The organism is Ruegeria sp. CF5 (genome assembly GCF_056537325.1).
In genome coordinates, this window is record NZ_JBQFRI010000005.1 from 166,570 (window position 1) to 183,457 (window position 16,888).

At 57.5% G+C, this 16,888-nt stretch carries 20 protein-coding genes; 9 read left to right on the forward strand and 11 right to left on the reverse strand.

Annotation, left to right across the window (positions count from 1 at the left end):
• Entirely contained in the window at positions 1-606 is a 606-nt protein-coding gene (locus tag ACR0NW_RS13835) for a TetR/AcrR family transcriptional regulator (RefSeq protein WP_480450765.1), read from the reverse strand.
• Between the two features lie 106 nt (positions 607-712).
• On the opposite strand from ACR0NW_RS13835, the gene ACR0NW_RS13840 reads away from it, so the two are divergent.
• Positions 713-1,852 (forward strand): aromatic ring-hydroxylating oxygenase subunit alpha, encoded by a 1,140-nt coding sequence (locus ACR0NW_RS13840; RefSeq protein ID WP_480450767.1) that lies wholly within the window; start codon positions 713-715, stop codon positions 1,850-1,852.
• A gap of 111 nt (positions 1,853-1,963) precedes the next feature.
• Here the strand turns inward: ACR0NW_RS13840 and ACR0NW_RS13845 are convergent, their stop codons facing one another.
• From ACR0NW_RS13845 to ACR0NW_RS13870, 6 genes are all read right to left on the reverse strand, one after another.
• A complete protein-coding gene (locus ACR0NW_RS13845; RefSeq protein WP_170653729.1) occupies positions 1,964-2,431 on the reverse strand; it encodes an Hsp20 family protein in 468 nt (155 codons plus the stop codon).
• Between the two features lie 127 nt (positions 2,432-2,558).
• Complete coding sequence (locus tag ACR0NW_RS13850) at positions 2,559-3,377, reverse strand: trypsin-like serine peptidase (RefSeq protein WP_480450769.1); 819 nt, start codon at positions 3,375-3,377, stop codon at positions 2,559-2,561.
• Positions 3,374-4,183 (reverse strand): trypsin-like serine peptidase, encoded by an 810-nt coding sequence (locus ACR0NW_RS13855; RefSeq protein WP_480450771.1) that lies wholly within the window; start codon positions 4,181-4,183, stop codon positions 3,374-3,376. Before ACR0NW_RS13855 ends, ACR0NW_RS13850 begins: the two co-directional genes overlap by 4 nt.
• A gap of 108 nt (positions 4,184-4,291) precedes the next feature.
• Positions 4,292-5,623 carry a glycolate oxidase subunit GlcF gene (gene glcF, locus ACR0NW_RS13860; protein ID WP_480450772.1) on the reverse strand — a complete coding sequence of 444 codons (1,332 nt, stop codon included), beginning with the start codon at positions 5,621-5,623 and terminating at the stop codon, positions 4,292-4,294.
• A 4-nt stretch (positions 5,624-5,627) separates the two neighbouring features.
• Entirely contained in the window at positions 5,628-6,728 is a 1,101-nt protein-coding gene (locus tag ACR0NW_RS13865) for an FAD-binding protein (protein ID WP_480450774.1), read from the reverse strand.
• Positions 6,729-6,770: 42 nt separating this feature from the next.
• Complete coding sequence (locus ACR0NW_RS13870; RefSeq protein WP_480450776.1) at positions 6,771-8,219, reverse strand: FAD-linked oxidase C-terminal domain-containing protein; 1,449 nt, start codon at positions 8,217-8,219, stop codon at positions 6,771-6,773.
• A gap of 80 nt (positions 8,220-8,299) precedes the next feature.
• Here ACR0NW_RS13870 and ACR0NW_RS13875 point away from each other — a divergent pair, with 80 nt between their 5' ends.
• Together ACR0NW_RS13875 and ACR0NW_RS13880 are read left to right on the forward strand one after the other, a co-directional pair.
• Entirely contained in the window at positions 8,300-9,010 is a 711-nt protein-coding gene (locus ACR0NW_RS13875) for a DUF599 domain-containing protein (RefSeq protein WP_480450777.1), read from the forward strand.
• A 5-nt stretch (positions 9,011-9,015) separates the two neighbouring features.
• Positions 9,016-9,393: a hypothetical protein gene (locus tag ACR0NW_RS13880; protein ID WP_480450779.1), complete on the forward strand. Its 378-nt coding sequence runs from the start codon at positions 9,016-9,018 to the stop codon at positions 9,391-9,393.
• 6 nt (positions 9,394-9,399) lie between these two features.
• Here the strand turns inward: ACR0NW_RS13880 and ACR0NW_RS13885 are convergent, their stop codons facing one another.
• From ACR0NW_RS13885 to rsfS, 3 genes are read right to left on the reverse strand one after another with little or no spacing between them, the layout of a single operon-like run.
• The gene (locus ACR0NW_RS13885) at positions 9,400-9,885 is read right to left on the reverse strand and encodes a flavodoxin family protein (RefSeq protein ID WP_480450780.1); all 486 of its coding nucleotides are present in this window, start codon (positions 9,883-9,885) and stop codon (positions 9,400-9,402) included.
• A 1-nt stretch (position 9,886) separates the two neighbouring features.
• Positions 9,887-10,357 carry a 23S rRNA (pseudouridine(1915)-N(3))-methyltransferase RlmH gene (gene rlmH, locus ACR0NW_RS13890; protein WP_480450782.1) on the reverse strand — a complete coding sequence of 157 codons (471 nt, stop codon included), beginning with the start codon at positions 10,355-10,357 and terminating at the stop codon, positions 9,887-9,889.
• A gap of 44 nt (positions 10,358-10,401) precedes the next feature.
• Positions 10,402-10,761, reverse strand: coding sequence for a ribosome silencing factor (gene rsfS, locus ACR0NW_RS13895; RefSeq protein WP_058276550.1), 360 nt, complete (start codon positions 10,759-10,761; stop codon positions 10,402-10,404).
• Positions 10,762-10,992: 231 nt separating this feature from the next.
• Between rsfS and ACR0NW_RS13900 the strand changes: the two genes are divergently transcribed.
• From ACR0NW_RS13900 to ACR0NW_RS13925, 6 genes are all read left to right on the forward strand, one after another.
• Positions 10,993-11,091 carry an isopropylmalate isomerase gene (locus ACR0NW_RS13900; protein ID WP_170653711.1) on the forward strand — a complete coding sequence of 33 codons (99 nt, stop codon included), beginning with the start codon at positions 10,993-10,995 and terminating at the stop codon, positions 11,089-11,091.
• 54 nt (positions 11,092-11,145) lie between these two features.
• On the forward strand, positions 11,146-12,549 hold the full coding sequence (gene leuC, locus ACR0NW_RS13905) for a 3-isopropylmalate dehydratase large subunit (protein WP_480450784.1): 1,404 nt from the start codon (positions 11,146-11,148) through the stop codon (positions 12,547-12,549).
• A 38-nt stretch (positions 12,550-12,587) separates the two neighbouring features.
• Complete coding sequence (locus ACR0NW_RS13910; RefSeq protein ID WP_170653707.1) at positions 12,588-13,139, forward strand: DUF308 domain-containing protein; 552 nt, start codon at positions 12,588-12,590, stop codon at positions 13,137-13,139.
• 42 nt (positions 13,140-13,181) lie between these two features.
• On the forward strand, positions 13,182-13,787 hold the full coding sequence (gene leuD / locus ACR0NW_RS13915; RefSeq protein WP_170653705.1) for a 3-isopropylmalate dehydratase small subunit: 606 nt from the start codon (positions 13,182-13,184) through the stop codon (positions 13,785-13,787).
• A gap of 318 nt (positions 13,788-14,105) precedes the next feature.
• Positions 14,106-14,936 (forward strand): hypothetical protein, encoded by an 831-nt coding sequence (locus ACR0NW_RS13920; protein ID WP_170653703.1) that lies wholly within the window; start codon positions 14,106-14,108, stop codon positions 14,934-14,936.
• Positions 14,933-15,946 (forward strand): endonuclease/exonuclease/phosphatase family protein, encoded by a 1,014-nt coding sequence (locus ACR0NW_RS13925; RefSeq protein ID WP_480450786.1) that lies wholly within the window; start codon positions 14,933-14,935, stop codon positions 15,944-15,946. The genes ACR0NW_RS13920 and ACR0NW_RS13925 overlap by 4 nt, the downstream gene beginning before the upstream one ends.
• Here the strand turns inward: ACR0NW_RS13925 and ACR0NW_RS13930 are convergent.
• Entirely contained in the window at positions 15,899-16,807 is a 909-nt protein-coding gene (locus tag ACR0NW_RS13930; RefSeq protein ID WP_480450787.1) for a Rossmann-fold NAD(P)-binding domain-containing protein, read from the reverse strand. The two genes, ACR0NW_RS13925 and ACR0NW_RS13930, sit on opposite strands and share 48 nt — an antisense overlap.
• Between the last annotated feature and the right edge of the window lie 81 nt (positions 16,808-16,888).

Below are 16,888 nucleotides of genomic sequence, written 5' to 3' on the forward strand. Positions count from 1 at the left end.
TCAGGTAGTATCAGCCGAATTTTCAAAGGTCAGACACAGGACTTTGGTGAATTCGCGGACATAATGTTCTTTCAGCTGCAGATAAAATTCTTCGCTGAACATGCTGGAAAGTGTCGGTTGCGAAACCGCAAAATAGCTGATTGATCCAAAGAACTGATAGGCGACCGCCAACGCCTGTGCATCAGGTGCGTCAGCCCATTTCCGCGTTTCCCGGACATTCGAAATCAGCACCTCAAGGAACGGTTTCAGGTACCATTTTTCAACCTGTTCCGCCCTATGCCTGTTATCCAGAAGTTCCCGCAAAATCAGGCGGGTGTCGCCCGAATGAGCCAACGCGTGGGACAAGAATCTGTCAAAGAAGGTTCTCAGGCGATCTTCGGGCGCTCCTGCAGTGTCACCCGCCCGTTGCACTGACTTCATGAAACGTTCCGATATCCGCTGCAGCACCGCGCCGTACAGTTTCTCCTTGGTTCCGAAGTGATGGATCAGCGCCTGTTTGGTCAGGTTCAGGTCATCTGCGATATTGGCGAGGCTCACGCCATAAAACCCCCGCTCTGCGAAAAGCCGCGTTGCGACGGTGATGATCTGATCTTGGGTCTGGGCCATTTACCGCTCCGGGATTTGCTCGGGCACACAGCAAGTCTTGACAGCTTACCGATTGGTAAGCAAGTTACTTACCAATCGGTAAGCACGCAGCAGGTGGAGACGCAATATGCAACGGGAAACCGAACTGGCGCTAATCAGTGAGTTGCTGGATCTGGACGCCAGCCAAACAGCCTATCTGGACGAAACTGTTACAACATCGGACGTTGCTCACTATCTGGACGAGGCGCATTTCCAACGCGAGATGCAGGCTGTATTTCGCGCCCATCCCCAGATCGTGATTCATTCCAGCGAGTTGCCAGAACCGGGATCTTTTATGCGAAGGGAAATTGCCGGCCTGCCTGGGCTGCTGACCCGCGACAAAGACGGCGAAGTTCACGCGTTTCTCAACGTCTGCCGACACCGTGGCGCACGACTGGTCGAAGAAAAAAGCGGGTGCAAACACCTGTTTTCCTGCCCCTACCATGCATGGACATTCACGAATTCCGGCCAATTGCGCGGTATCCCCCATGGTCGGCAGGGCTTTCCGGATATCGACAAGACGAAGATGGGACTGAAGCGGCTACCGGCGTGGGAGCGTTTCGGCTGGATCTGGGTTTTGCCGCAGGTCGACGGAGAATTCGACTTTGACGGTTTCGTAGCAGAAATCGCCCCTGATCTGGCGTGGCTGAACATGGAGAACATGCGCGTCGCTCAGTCGGACGAAATCACATCGAATACCAACTGGAAGATTCTGGTAGAAGGCGGGATCGAGGCCTATCACTTCAAGGTTGCGCATGCCGATACCATCGGGCCGTATTTTCAAGACAATCTGTCAAGCTATCAAATTTTCGGACAGCACATGCGATCAGTTCTGCCTCGTGCAACAATGCCTGATCTGCGCGATGTGCCCAAAGACCAATGGGATATCCGCAAGCACACCAACCTTCTTTATACGGTCTTTCCGGCAAATCAGCTGTTGGTGCAGCAGGACCATATCGCATGGATCAATCTGGAGCCCCTGTCCGCCGGTCGATCAAAGCTGCGCATCAGCACTGTTGTTCCCGCAGATGCCGGGCCGGATCTTGATACGCACTGGGCGCAAAACCAAAAGATCACCCGGATCACGCTTGCAGAGGATTTTGCGATTGGCGAAGGGATTCAGGCGGGCCTGGCCTCGGGCGCGAACACGCATCTGACCTTTGGCCGCTATGAAGGTGCATTGGACAGTTTTGCCCAAACCGTCGAACGAGCACTGGCAAAGTCCTGACGAACTTCGCCCCGCGTCTGGAGGAACGCGGGGCGTTGCGATAACCGAGGGAGGGAAAGATTATCGCAGCTGGGTCTTTCGGGGCTGTCTTGTCACAGCCCCGGGCAAACCTCAGTTCACAGCCTTGGCATCGACCACATCTTTTTCGATGGCCTTAGCCGAAGTAATCTCGATCCGGCGCGGTTTCAGCGCTTCGGGCACTTCTCGCTTCAGATCGATGTGCAGCATGCCATTTTCATGGCTTGCGCCGGTGACGCGAACATGATCGGCCAGTGCAAAGCGACGCTCGAACGCGCGGGTGGCTATGCCGCGATGCAGATAGGAGCGGTCCTTGTCTTCGGTGGCTTTCTTGCCCGCGACGACAAGAGAGTTTTCTTTAACCTCAACCGTCAGATCCGCTTCGGAGAAACCGGCAACGGCAATCGAAATCCGATAGGCGTCGACATCGGTTTTTTCGATGTTGTACGGCGGATAGCTGGGCTGAGATACATCATTGGTCAGAACGCGGTCCATCATGTCGGCAATCTGGTCGAAACCAACCGTGGCGCGGTGAAGGGGTGCAAAGTCAAAACTACGCATGTGTCGTTATCCTCATGTTCAGAGCGATTTACGATATATGCCCTCCGATACGGACGGGCGGTGAATGATACCGGACCCCATCAGCGGCGATCCGATACAGTTCACATGGGTAGCAGAGAAGATGAGTTCAAGACCCGCCAGAACTGATGAATTTTGCACCCGAGCTGGATTTGTCCGTACCGACCTGCAAGCGGCGGATCGTGGCCTTTGGCTGCGGGGCGTCGCGGCGCAGAATAGCTTTGAGGTCAGAAACGATACCGGACAATTCCATACCATATCCAACGGCCCTGTTGCCGTCATTGCCACCGGCTGAAACCACCGACAGGATTTGCCAGCGCGGCCCGGACCTTGCCAGAATCGCTGATCCCGACGACCCAAAGGTCACGTTGCAATCAAACGACATCAGCCCGCGTTCCCGCCACAGGATGCTGCAGGAACGTTGTCGCGATATCGCCTCTTCCCGGCCGCGACCATAGGATGCGAGACTGACCTCGGCGTTAGAAACCCTGCCGCTATGCAGGGCAAACGGGTCGGCCACCGAATAGGGGATCGGCTGATCCAGCCGCATAAGGGCGACGTCGATCCTGACCCTGTCCGCTGAAACTGGTGCGTTTGCTACAAAATCCGGATGTGCGGCGATCTGAATAACCTTACGATCCGCCAGAGATTTTCCGTCGCTCAGCCCGGCCCGGAACGTCACATGGCCCGAAGGGTATGGCCGCCCGGTCCGCTTATCCAAGGCACAGTGGGCTGCGGTCAGAACCAGATCGGGCGCGATCAACGTTCCCGTGCAGAACCCTGTTTGGGCAATATCAAGCCGCCCGACCGCTTCCCAGCCGTAAAGATCGTCCCGGTCGGTCAACCGCCGTATGCCGCTGTTCTGGGCATCGGCAACGGTCGCAAACAAAAGAACAAGCAGCGTACCCAAAAGAGGCAGACGGATCATGGTTTGACGAACCTCGCCCCTATGTTTTTCCGTGCGCCGCCGACGGTAATCCGGTTGACGCCAGTTTCCGATGACCCAAAACCGCGCCCGGCGGAAATTTCCGCCTGTAGCAGCTCAAGCGATTCCTCCAACGCCGCGCCCAGCGCCACATGCTTTCCCTCAAGCTCGGCCTTGGCCGACACGACGGACACGATGCGCGGCTGTTCATCCTCGAATGAGAAGACCGGCGCACCAGATGACCCGAAGTCGATATCGCAGGACATCACCAGAATTCCCGACTGCCGCGCAATGACGGAACAAACTTCCTGCAAAGACGGGGCCTCGGCCCGATTGTGGGCATAGGACACCACACCCACGTCTTCACCCCGGATCGGGCGGTACCCGGTTTCAAAAGGGGTGACGGTTGTGTTGCGGATCGGCTGCCACAGTTCGATCAGGGCCACATCGTGGCGCACCCGATCAGCCGAGGCCTTTTCATCATAGCGATACTTCGGGTGAACAACGGCCTGGCGGGCCGCCCGATAGGCAGACGCACTGCCGCGCCGCCAGCCTGCCAGAAATTCGATACTTGTCGGGTCGATGCGCTGGCGGGTCGTCTTGTCAAACAGACAATGCGCGGCCGTCAGCACCAGAGTTGGTGAAATCAATGCACCGGTGCAAAATCCGGTTCCGTCGATGTCCAGACGTCCGACGGCCATCCAGTCCCGCCCAGCCTCGGTCGTTTCAAGGCTTTTCAGCCCTGTATCCTGCGCCATGACCGCCATTGGCGTTAGGCACAGCAAGATGGCCTTGATAGTCCCGCGCAAGAATGCCTCCGACGACCGCTCCCGACAGAGTTTCTTACGAAGGCGCTGCGGCGAAAATAGGGCAGACCCGGATTAAGTCTTTCAACTCATCACTGGTGCCCTGCTGCATCAGTCCGACAGTTCCCGCGGCTTAAGGACAGGAATACCGGCCTCTGCACCCGTCAGGGCCGGAGGAATAGGCCCACCGGTTGCCCAGTCCAGCAATTCGACGGTGTGTACAATCGGTACGTCTGTGCCAGACCCGATCTGCATCATGCAGCCAATATTGCCAGCAGCGATGACATCAGGTGTTTTTGCCTCCAGCGTCCGAACTTTACGCGTCTTGAGCTTTGCGGATATCTCGGGCTGCATCAGATTGTAGGTTCCTGCGCTGCCGCAACACAGGTGACTGTCAGCAGGTTCCACAACGGAAAATCCAACCCGTTTCAGAAGGTCCTTCGGCGCTGCCTTGATCTTTTGCCCGTGTTGCAGTGAACAGGCGGCGTGATAGGCAACTTTCAACCCCTTTGCCGGACCTTCGGGAATATCCAGATGCTTCAGCAATTCACTGACATCCATCGCGATATCGGCAACACGTTTGGCGTCTGAAGCCAAGGTATCTTCGCGGAACATATGGCCGTAATCTTTTACGGTTGTCCCGCAGCCCGACGTATTGATGACGATGGCATCCAATCCGTCCCGGTCCATTTCCCTCACCCAAGCGCGAATGTTGTTAGCCGCCGCCGCGTGGCTGGCGTCTGTCTGTCCCATGTGATGGGTTAACGCCCCACAACACCCGGCACCTTCAGCGATGACAACTTCGCATCCCAGCCGGGTCAGCAACCGTATCGTGGCATCATTGATGTCCGTATTCAGCGCCTTTTGCGCGCATCCGGTCATCAAAGCCACGCGCCTGATCCGTGGAACGTTAGGAGGAAAAGTTTGCGGGTCATCATTCCGGCTGACGGGCGGGATACGTTTTGGAGCCATGTCGAGCATCGCACGCAATCGCGCATCCGGCATCAGAAAGCGGAACGGCCGGCCGATTTTGGCCCCCAACAAGGCCCAGCGAAACCGCATCGGATATGGCAGAACTCTGGCCAGCACCCAGCGCAACATACGGTCCGAAAACGGACGCTTGTAATTGGCTTCAATGTACTCGCGTGCGTGGTCGACCAGATGCATGTAATGCACGCCGGACGGACAGGTGGTCATGCAAGCCAAACAGGATAGACAGCGGTCGATGTGCCTGACCGTCTTTTCATCCGGCACCCGCTCATTCTCCAGCATGTCCTTGATCAGGTAGATACGCCCACGGGGGCTGTCCAGTTCATCCCCCAGAACTTGATAGGTCGGGCAGGTCGCCGTGCAGAAACCGCAATGAACGCAATTCCGCAAAATCTCGTTGGACCGCTGGATGGCCGGGTCTTTCAGTTGCTCTTCGGTAAACGTCGTCTGCATCGGCCTACCCCATCAGCCCCGGATTAAAGATCCCACGTGGGTCAAACTTTTCGCGCAAACCACTGGTCAGGGCCGCAACCGCGACCGGCTCGGGCTGAAACCTTCCCAAAGTTTTGAAAGTCTCGTCATTGGCCCGGATCAGGGTGGCATGCCCGTCAAAAGTCCCAAGACGTCCCCGCAAATTCGTCCCCTCGGGCACCAGCACCCAGATCAGGCCACCGCCCCAGTCGTAAAGCAGACCATCGGCATCGGCCCGGCTGGCAATCGCCGCAGCCTCGGTTGGTTTGACCGACAAGCGCCAAACATCGCCTTGCCTATCGTGGAATGGCTGAACATCCCGAATATCCGCCCAGACCGGTCCGGACTCGTCTACAGCGTCGACTGCACCGAAGGTACTCAGAATGTCACTTAGTCTGGCGGTGCGATACTCTACCGAGTCCGCAAAACCTTCGACGCGCAACAGGGTTTGTCCTTTCTGAGGGTCGTATGCAGCACCGCTGACCTCAAAAGGTGAGGTCAGCCCAGCGGTCATGGCCTTGATTGCGTCATTGGTGTCGGGGACCTGCACCGCTAGCGTTGCTTCGGTCTGGGCTTTCGGCAGGACCTTCAGGGAAACTTCGGTCAAGACACCCAAAGTACCCCAGGAACCGGCCAAAAGTCTGGCCAGATCGTAACCGGTGACATTCTTCATCACCCGGCCTCCATTCCGGATGACCTGCCCACGTCCATCGACGTATCGCACCCCCAACAGGAAATCGCGACACGCACCTGCCTGAACCCGGCGCGGACCCGACACGTTGGCGGCAACCACACCTCCGATTGTCGGTTCACCGACCGTTCCCAGCAGCCCGCGATGATCCATCGGTTCAAACGCCAGCCGCTGCCCTTCGGCGTCCAATACGCGCTTGATTTCAGCAACTGGTGTCCCGGCCTTTGCAACAAGTGTTAGTGCACCCGGCTCATAAAGCGTTACGCCCAGCAAACCTGACGCGCAAAGCACCGGTTCGGGGCCGACAACACCACGTGTACTACCCCCTGCAATCCTCACTGGCCCATTCAATGCGGCCACACATTCGGCCAGCTCAGCCTCTGTTTCAGGTCTCATGTGAACTCATCTTTATTTGATGCCGAGGGAGATCGGCCGTCATTACTCTGCCGCCACCCGCCCGACCCTGCGCGCCTGCGAGGCGTCCAGCGGAAACACCTTTGCGGGGTTCAGCAGCCATGCCGGATCGAACACATCCTTGACGGCCATCTGCGCCTCAAGATCAGAACGTGAATACTGATGTTCCATTAGGTCGCGTTTTTCGACACCAACGCCGTGTTCACCTGTCAGACAACCGCCAACGTCGACGCAAAGTTTCAGAATGTCCGCGCCGAATGCCTCACATTTCTCAAGGTCTCCCGGCTTGTTGGCATCGAACAGGATCAGGGGGTGCATATTGCCATCCCCTGCGTGGAAAACATTACCCACCGGCAGGCCATACTCCTCACTCAGTTCGCTGATCCGCCGCAGCACAGCTGGCAGGGATGAGACCGGGATGGTTCCATCCAGACACATGTAATCGTTGATCTGTCCCATGGCTCCAAAGGCCGATTTGCGCCCCAGCCAGATTTTTGCGCTTTCCTCGGCCGACTGGCTTTCGCGCAGTTCAACCGGATTATGCCGTTTTGCAATTTCGATGATCTTCGTTAGCTGTCCGTCAATTTCGGCCTCGGACCCTTCGACCTCGACAATCAACAGTGCCTCGCAATCGGGATAACCCGCATGGGCGAAATTCTCGCAGGCCTGAATGCACAGCCGGTCCATGAACTCGATCGCAACAGGCAGGATGCCGGATTTTATGATGTCAGACACACATTGACCCGCAACCTGATTGTCGTCGAACCCCATGAGAACGGGCCGGGCACCTTCGGGTTTACGCAGAATGCGCAGTGTGGCTTCGGTCACCACGCCCAATTGCCCCTCGGAGCCGCAAATAACACCCAGCAGATCCAGCCCACCTGCATCCGAATGTGCGCCGCCGATCTCAACCACAGTTCCGTCCATCATGACCATCGTGACCCCAAGCAGGTTGTTGGTCGTTACGCCATATTTCAGACAATGCGCCCCGCCAGAGTTCATCGCGATGTTTCCGGCGATGGCACAAGCCAACTGAGACGAGGGGTCGGGTGCATAAAAGAACTCTTCCTCTTCCACCGCGCCGGTAACGCTCAGATTCGTACGCCCTGATTGGACACGGACAAAACGGTTGTCATAGTCGACGTCAAGAACGTCGTTCATCCGCGCTACGCCAAGAATGACACAGTCCGCCGTCGGAAGCGCGCCACCGGCTAGCGATGTACCTGCGCCGCGTGGAACAACCGGAACACCTTCTTCGTGGCAAATGCGCAAAACCTCGGAAACCTCCCGCGTCGAGGATGGAAGAACCGCAAGCATTGGCGGGCATTTATAGGCGGTTAGCGCGTCGCATTCATAAGCGCGGGTTTCGGATTCGTCATCGATCACCGCATCCCTCGGCAGAACCTGAAGCAAGCGCGCAAGGATTCTGGCCTTACGCGACAGAACGCGCTGATCCGGGCTTGGCATTTGCATGGCTGATCCCCTTTTGGTAAGATAATATTACCAATTACAGGATATGGCAAGTTCATCCGGCACTGCTTAGTGTCTCAACCATGACATGGATCGACCGCGCCCTCTTGTTCTCTCCTCTCGATTACCTGGCCATCCTTCTGCTGATCCTTGCATGGCAGTTAATCGGTTGGAAAATCGAAAATCCCTCACCGCAAAAGCTCTCTGTTGCCACGATGATGGATGACTTCCGGCGTGGATGGATGAAGGAAATGGTGACCCGGCAACCGCGGATGTTTGATGCGCAACTTGTCGGAAACATGCGTCAGGGCAGCACGTTCTTCGCCTCCACCTCAATGATTGCAATCGGCGGCGGGATCGCACTGTTGGGCAATACCGAACGCCTTGCAGGCGTGGCCAGCGATCTGGCAATCGGCAGCGAGCCCGCACTGGTATGGGAAATCAAAATTCTAGTTGTCCTGCTGTTTCTGTCCAACGCCTTTCTCAAATACGTCTGGGCCCACCGGTTGTTCGGATATTGCGCCGTTCTGATGGCAGCGGTCCCCAATGACCCCGAAGACGCCAAAGCCTATCCACGCGCCGCGCAGGCCGCTGAAATCTGCGTCACCGCCGCACGCAGCTTTAACAGGGCCTTGCGAACCACCTATTTCGCGCTGGCGTCTGTGGCCTGGATTATTGGTCCGATCGCCCTGATCCTTGGAACGCTTGTCACATTTGGCGTACTCTATCGGCGCGAATTCGCCTCGCACTCGCGGTCAGTATTGCTGACCCTGCCCCCTGACACGGAGTCGTGAACGCAATGGATCGCAATCACATCTATTCTCGCCGCATGAGATGCGTTGCTTTACTTGCCCTTCTGGCCTCACCAGTATTTGCCGATTCGCCAGTGATTGAAAACGTACTCGCCAAACACTCTGGCGATACATGGCGTTTTGACGTCACTGTTTCCCATCCGGATACCGGTTGGGATCACTATGCCGATGGCTGGCGTGTTCTGGATATGCAGGGCAATGAATTGGGACTGCGCGTCCTACACCACCCGCATGAACAGGAACAGCCGTTCACCCGATCCCTTGGCGGCGTTTCTATTCCATCGGATATGAAACAGGTACAGATTCAGGCCAGATGCAATGTCGATGGCTGGGCCGACGCCACCTATGTCGTGGACCTACCCTGAAAATCCTCAGAACAGCCCCATACCCAGACCGGCGGCCATAGCCAGCCCGATCTCGCGGCATTGCTCTAGCTGATCTTTTGGGATGACTTTTTCCGCAAGGATTTGATCGGGCGTCTGCGCATGTGTGCAGATGATCAGGGGGGGTTGCACCTCTTTCAACCGCCAGCCGGTGGCAATCCGTGCGGTTTGGCGGGCGGCATTCTCACCGTCCGACCCGGCGCAGATCATCTGGGCATAGGGGCGCCCCTCGATGCGACCCAGAACAGGGTAATAGCAGCGGTCGAAAAACTCTTTCATCAGACCCGAAATCGCAGCCAGGTTCTCGGGCGCGCAAAAGATGTAACCGTCGGCTTTCAGCAAATCTTCAGGGCAGGCCAGATCGGCGGGTTTCAGAACCACCTCTGCCTCTTCCCGCCCTGCCTCTGCGGCAGCTTCGGCCATCTGGCGGGCACCGCCGGTGCGCGAATGGTAGACGATCAAAAGCTGCGCCATGTCAGACCCGGTGATAGGGGCCGCCCGACAGGATCGTTGCTGCCCGATAAAGTTGTTCGGCCAGCATCACACGAACCAGCATGTGCGGCCAGACCATCGAGCCAAAGGAAATGGAAAAATCGGCCTCCGCCCGCAGATTAGGGTCTATTCCATCGGCTCCGCCGATAATCAGCGCCAGATCCTGCCGACCCGCATCGCGCCAGCCGCCCAACCTCTCGGCGAAATCGGGCGAGGACATCACCCGCCCCCGCTCATCCAGCGTGCAGATCACAGCGCCTTTGGGAAGCGCTTTGCGAAGCAGCGCACCCTCGGCCCCCATGCCTGCGTTTTTCTTGTCCTCAACCTCGATCACTCGCGCAGGCCCAAGGCCCAAGCCACGGCCGGTCCGGTCAAATCGGGTCAGATAATCGTCAAGCAGGGTCTTCTCCGGTCCGGCGCGCAATCGCCCGACCGCAACTATGCTGATACGCATATTACTCTCGCCTCCAGCCCTTCAATACAGGCCGGGATGGCGCCTCAGTTAGCCGAGGCGCTGCCGCCCTGAGGCAGCCACATCTTTTCCAGCTGGTAGAATTCACGCACTTCGGGGCGGAAGATATGGACGATCACGTCGCCCGTATCGATCAGCACCCAGTCGCCGGCATCCTTGCCTTCGACCTTCGAGGTGAAACCGAATTCCTGCTTGATGCGATCCGTCAGCTTTTCCGCCATGGCCGAGACCTGACGGGTCGACCGGCCCGATGCGATCACCATGTGATCCGCCACCGAGGACTTGCCCTGCAGGTTGATCTGCACGACGTCTTCGGCCTTGTCATCGGAAAGTGAGGAAAGGATGCGCTCAAGCAGCTTGTCGCTGATTGACTGAGAGTGGGCCATCACATTGGCCCGATCATCGGCGGGCAAACCCGCCTGGGTATGTAGAGACAGGACATGGTCCTCCTTGGTTGCGCGCCGCAAATCCCCGGCGCCGGGGTATTACAAAGGTAACAAGCACCCCGTGACATTTCAATGAAAGCACAGGGCAGCCTCGCGCGATTGTGCCTCAAAGGCACCGATGGGCGGTACAAGACCTTGATAGACTCACTTCACACCTTTATGTGAAGCAGCATGAGACCCCATACGGCCCCGAATATCGACCTGCAAGACCGTACGCGCCTGCGCGAACGGTTCTTTGGGGCTGCCCGCACGGTTCTGGCCCGCCTATAAGCGGCGTCCAGCCAACGATCGCCAGCTATTCTCAATACATATGGGAGAGGACCGATGTCCCCCAAAACACTCTATGACAAGATCTGGGATGCCCACGTCGCGCACGAAGCCGATGATGGCACCTGCCTGCTCTATATCGACCGCCATCTGGTGCACGAGGTGACCAGCCCGCAAGCCTTTGAAGGGCTGCGCATGGCAGGCCGCAAGGTGCGCGCGCCGGAAAAAACCATTGCCGTGCCGGACCATAACGTTCCGACCACGCCGGACCGTGTGAAAGGGATCGAAAACCCCGAATCGCGCATTCAGGTCGAAGCTTTGGACAAGAACGCCAAGGATTTCGGGATTCATTACTATCCGGTGCATGACGTCCGTCAGGGCATCGTGCATATCGTCGGCCCGGAACAGGGCTGGACCCTGCCCGGCATGACCGTTGTCTGCGGCGACAGCCACACCGCCACCCACGGCGCGTTTGGAGCGCTGGCGCATGGTATCGGGACGTCCGAGGTTGAGCATGTTCTGGCGACTCAGACTCTGATCCAGAAGAAATCCAAGAACATGAAGGTGGAAATCACCGGCAAACTGCAACCGGGTGTGACCGCCAAGGACATCACTCTGGCCGTGATTGGCGAGACCGGAACCGCGGGTGGCACCGGCTATGTCATCGAATATTGCGGCGAAGCGATCCGCGATCTGTCGATGGAAGGCCGCATGACCGTCTGCAACATGGCCATCGAGGGCGGCGCCCGCGCGGGCCTGATCGCACCGGACGAGACCACGTTCGAATATGTCAAAGGCCGCCCGCATGCGCCGAAAGGTGCGCAGTGGGAAGCCGCGATGGACTGGTGGAAAACGCTTTTCACCGACGAAGGCGCTCATTTCGACAAGGTCGTCACCCTGCGTGGCGAAGATATCGCTCCGGTCGTCACATGGGGTACCAGCCCCGAGGACGTTCTGCCGATCACGGCTACCGTACCGAACCCCGAAGATTTCGAAGGCGGCAAGGTCGACGCGGCCCGCCGTTCAATCGAGTACATGGGGCTGAAGGCCGGTCAAAAGCTCAGCGATGTCGAGGTCGATACCGTCTTTATCGGCTCGTGCACCAATGGCCGCATCGAAGACCTGCGCGCCGCCGCCGAGATTCTGAAGGGTAAGAAAATCAAGGAAGGCATGCGCGCCATGGTCGTGCCCGGTTCGGGTCTGGTACGTGCTCAGGCCGAGGAAGAGGGTCTGGCAGACATCTTCAAAGAGGCTGGGTTCGAATGGCGTCTGGCGGGATGTTCGATGTGCCTGGCAATGAACCCCGACCAGCTGCAACCGGGCGAGCGCTGCGCCGCAACCTCGAACCGCAACTTCGAAGGCCGTCAGGGCCGAGGCGGACGTACCCATCTGCTGAGCCCCGCGATGGCTGCCGCTGCGGCAATCACAGGACGGCTGACAGACGTGCGTGAATTGATGTAAGCTGCCCTCATAGTTGAATTTTTGAGGGAGAGACTGAAATGAGTGACTGGGTCAAATGGCTTCTTCTGGGGCTTTTGTCGATTGTGTTCGGCATCGTTGTGCTGGGCGCCCCATATGTGGCATCGATTGCCGTGACATTGGTTGCAGGCGCATTGCTGCTGGTGTCCGGCGCCCTACAGGTCGTTGGCGGGTTTACCGTGGAAGGTGCGGGCAACAAAATCCTGTCCTTCATCATGGGTGCCGTAATGCTGTTTCTCGGATGGTCGTTCCTCGACAATCCGCTGGAAGGTACGCTGACGTTGGCCACTGTGGTGTTGATCCTGTTCATGGCAGGCGGCATCGCACGGATTTTCCTCTCATTTCAGATGCGCGGAACACAGTTCTACTGGCCGACGCTCATCTCGGGCATCTTGTCGATCATCCTTGCGGGTATCCTCTGGTCTTATGCCAGCGCGGAACCATCCGTTCTGCTGCGGTTGCTGGGAGTTCTGCTGGGCATCGAGATGTTGTTCAACGGGTTTGGATTGGTCTTCATGGCGCTCTTTGTCAAAAGCGCGCCTAACGAAACGACAGAAGCGAAAGAAGCTTAAACGCGGGGCATGGGCGCGGCCCTCTCCCGCAGGAGTGTGAACATGGAAAAGTTTGAAAAAATCCACGGGGTGGCCGCCCCAATGCCTTTGATCAATATCGACACCGATATGATCATCCCCAAGGTCCACCTGAAAACAATCAAGCGGTCCGGACTTGGCGTCGTGCTGTTTGATGAAATGCGCTATCATGACCATGGCGGTGAAAACGAAGAGTTCGTCCTGAACAAACCCGCCTATCGCAACACCGAAATTCTGGTGGCGGGCGACAATTTCGGCTGCGGCTCGTCGCGCGAACACGCGCCCTGGGCGATCAAGGATTTCGGCATCAAGGTTGTGATCTCGACCAGCTTTGCCGACATCTTTTTCAACAACTGCTTCAAGAACGGCATCCTGCCAATCGTAGTGGAAGAAGAGCATCACGCGATCCTGATGGACGATGCACACAAGGGCGAAAACGCCCGCATGACCGTGCATCTGGAAGATCAGGAAATCACCACCTCTGATGGCGTCGTCATCAAGTTCGAGGTCGATGCACACCGCAAACACTGTTTGCTGAACGGTCTGGATGACATCGGCCTGACGATGGAAAAGGATCATCACATCGACGCGTTCGAATCGCACGCAACGCAGGCACGGCCCTGGGTCTGATTCCATTCTGCGCAACCTAACGGGGTCGCCTTGGCGGCCCCGCTCTCATTTTAGGGGTGGAAACCCCGGCAACCACAACATGTAGAGCTTGCCTTGTAATACACGCCGGATTTGCGTCAACAATGATGCAAAGCCGCACCAGTTTCGCCATCATTTTGCCCGAAACACCGTGTTTTCTGCCCCTTGGCTTGAGCTGAGTGCCCAATGAAGTCACAAATGTTCTTCGTGGGGGCACCCGTCAAAATAACAAACGACGGGCACAAGTTGGATTAGGGACCGACATAGAATCGGCCACTCCGGTTTGAAAGGGTTCGGATAGTGATAGCACGCACAACAGGGGCGGCATTACGTGGATTGCTTGTTGCACTTCTTGTGCTGACACCTGCGTTATACCTGCCAGTTTCGACGTCAAACGCGACCGAGATTGTTGTCTTTCTGGCAATCCTGGCGTTCATCCTGACCTTTGCCGAATACAACTCAGCCTTCCCGAGCTTTATCGAATTCCGCGACGCGCCACCGGTAAACCGCCTTCGCTTCGTCGGCCTGATGTCGATGGTCACCTTCCTGACCCTGATCTGCAAAAACGCCTATACACCAACTCCGATGACCGAAATGTTCTACGGCATCGGCATGGCGGTCGCCAACGTGGTGGATTTCCCCTATTCACCAGTGCGCCTAGTGGTGCTCATGCTGCCTCCGGAAGCCGCTCAGCCGTTGGTTGACCTTGTGCGTATGGCGGCGGGTATTGCTTATGTCGCCGCGCTGGTGACAGTGGCAAGCTTTGCGTATGCGGTCCGCGTACGGGGCTGGCCGACCGGCAACGGCGCATTCAATGTCTGGATCAATCTGCCGCTGTTTGATCCGACCAAGGGTGGCGATGTTGTTACCCGCCTGCAGCGCGATGGCCGCCTCAACATCTCTGTCGGCATACTGCTACCGTTTGTGATCCCTGCGCTGGTCAAACTGACCACCGATTTTGTCAATCCGATCTCGCTTAGCAACCCGCAAACCATAATCTGGACGATGAGCGCCTGGGCCTTTCTTCCAGCCAGCATGATCATGCGCGGAATGGCCATGCTGCGGATCGCAGGGCTGATCGTAGAAAAGCGCCGCGCCTATTCGACGTCCGAGGCTGCCCAGACTGCATGATCCGAATTCTGCTGATTTTTCTGCTGCCGCTTTCGGCACAGGCAGAAACTCTGCGGATTGCAACCTTCAACACGGAACTCAGCCGGGATGGTCCGGGCCTCATGCTGCGGGATATCCGGCGGGATGAGGATCAGGTTCAAAGTGTCGTTGCTGTGATCGCCGCCGTTTCACCAGACGTTTTGACACTGCAGGGCATCGACTGGGACCATGACGGATTGGCGCTTACCGCCCTTCTGGACCGGCTGAAGCAGGCCGGGGTGGACTATCCTCACAGTTTTTCCGGACAACCCAATTCGGGACAGGAAACCGACCTTGATCTAGACGGCGACGGAAAGCTCTACGGTCCCGGCGACGCTCAGGGCTGGGGTCGCTTTACCGGTCAGGGCGGGCTGGCCGTTCTATCCCGCTTTCCGATTGCCACTGAAGAGGTGCGGGATTTTTCAACCCTGTTGTGGCGGGATCTGCCTGACGCCCAAATCCCTGAAAAGGATGGGCAGCCCTTCCCGTCACGCGAAGCGCTAACGATACAGCGGCTGTCTTCAACTGCGCATTGGTCGGTTCCGATAGATGCGCCCGGAGGCCGGGTGTACGTGCTAACCTTTCACGCCAGCCCGCCCGTCTTTGACGGCGACGAAGACAGGAATGGATTGCGAAATCATGACGAAATCCAGTTTTGGGCGCACTACCTCGGGGGCGCGTTTGGACTAGCGCCCCAGACCCGTTTTGTAATCTCCGGAGACGCAAATCAGGACCCAGTTCTTGGTGAAGGCCGAAAACAGGCCATACGTAGCTTATTGTCCGACCCCCGGCTGCAGGACCCGCTATCGGACAGCGGCCCGACCGTTGCCTGGCGAAACGTGGGTGAGTTGCGGGTCGACTACGTGCTGCCCTCGCAGGACTGGGACGTTGTCGATGCCGGTGTCCACTGGCCCGAAGCGGGTACTGACGCGCGGCAGGCCGCCTCAGGCGCCAGCCGCCACCGGCTGGTCTGGGTCGACCTTGTGCCTTGAAAACTCGGCGGGAATTGCCTGGCGGAGCGCCTCGTCGACAGCAGTATGCCTGAACTCTCTGACCAGATCGGCAAAATACGATCCATCCAATTGATGCGGCGTATCCCAGAGGTAACGCATCTCCAGCAAATGCGGTGCCAGACGCCAGAACGGGCGGGATAAACGAACGGGCAGCCAGTTCATAGGCCTGAGCGTTACATCCTGCTGGGCAATCCTCGACAAGGCGTCGGCCATCTGATGACCTGTCAAAGTGTATCCTTCAAACGGGACATCCGCGAACCGGGGCAACTCTCCCCTCAGTTCGCAGAGCTCTACCGCCGCGCGGGCCAGATCCGGCAAAAAGGCCCACGCATGAGGAATGTCCGGGTTCCCCGGGTAGACAAACCGCCCGCGGTGTAAAGATTTGACCAGAATCTGGTCAAACCAGTTACCCGAGGCCCGAGTGTCGATGAAATCGCCCGCGCGCAGAATGATCGTGCGCACGTTGGAGGCGCGATAGGCCTCTTCCATTTCGACCCTGATCCGACCCAACGGATTGGTCGCCAGATGTGGTGTCGCGCCAGACCACAGACCGGACGCCTCGGCGCCGAAGACATAGACATTGCCCGGAATAAGAACCGTTGAACCAGCGGCGCTGGCGGCCTCAATGACCTGTGCGTGCAGCTTCTTAACCAGTCTGGCCCAATCCGGGTAAGCAGGGTTCCAGGCGTTCACGATGACATCCGCACCCTGAGCGGCCTGCATAAGGTTATCCGTCTTGCGGTCAAACCACCGAACCGTCCAACCTGCCTTGCCAAACTGAGTCGCTGCGTTCCGGCCAAATCTTCCATTGGCACCCAGAATAAGAACTGTCTGATTCATTGGGATTCTCCTGTTGTCTGACCCCAATTTATCCATTCATAAAAATATGAATATTGCCCAATAATGCAGATCATGTATTCA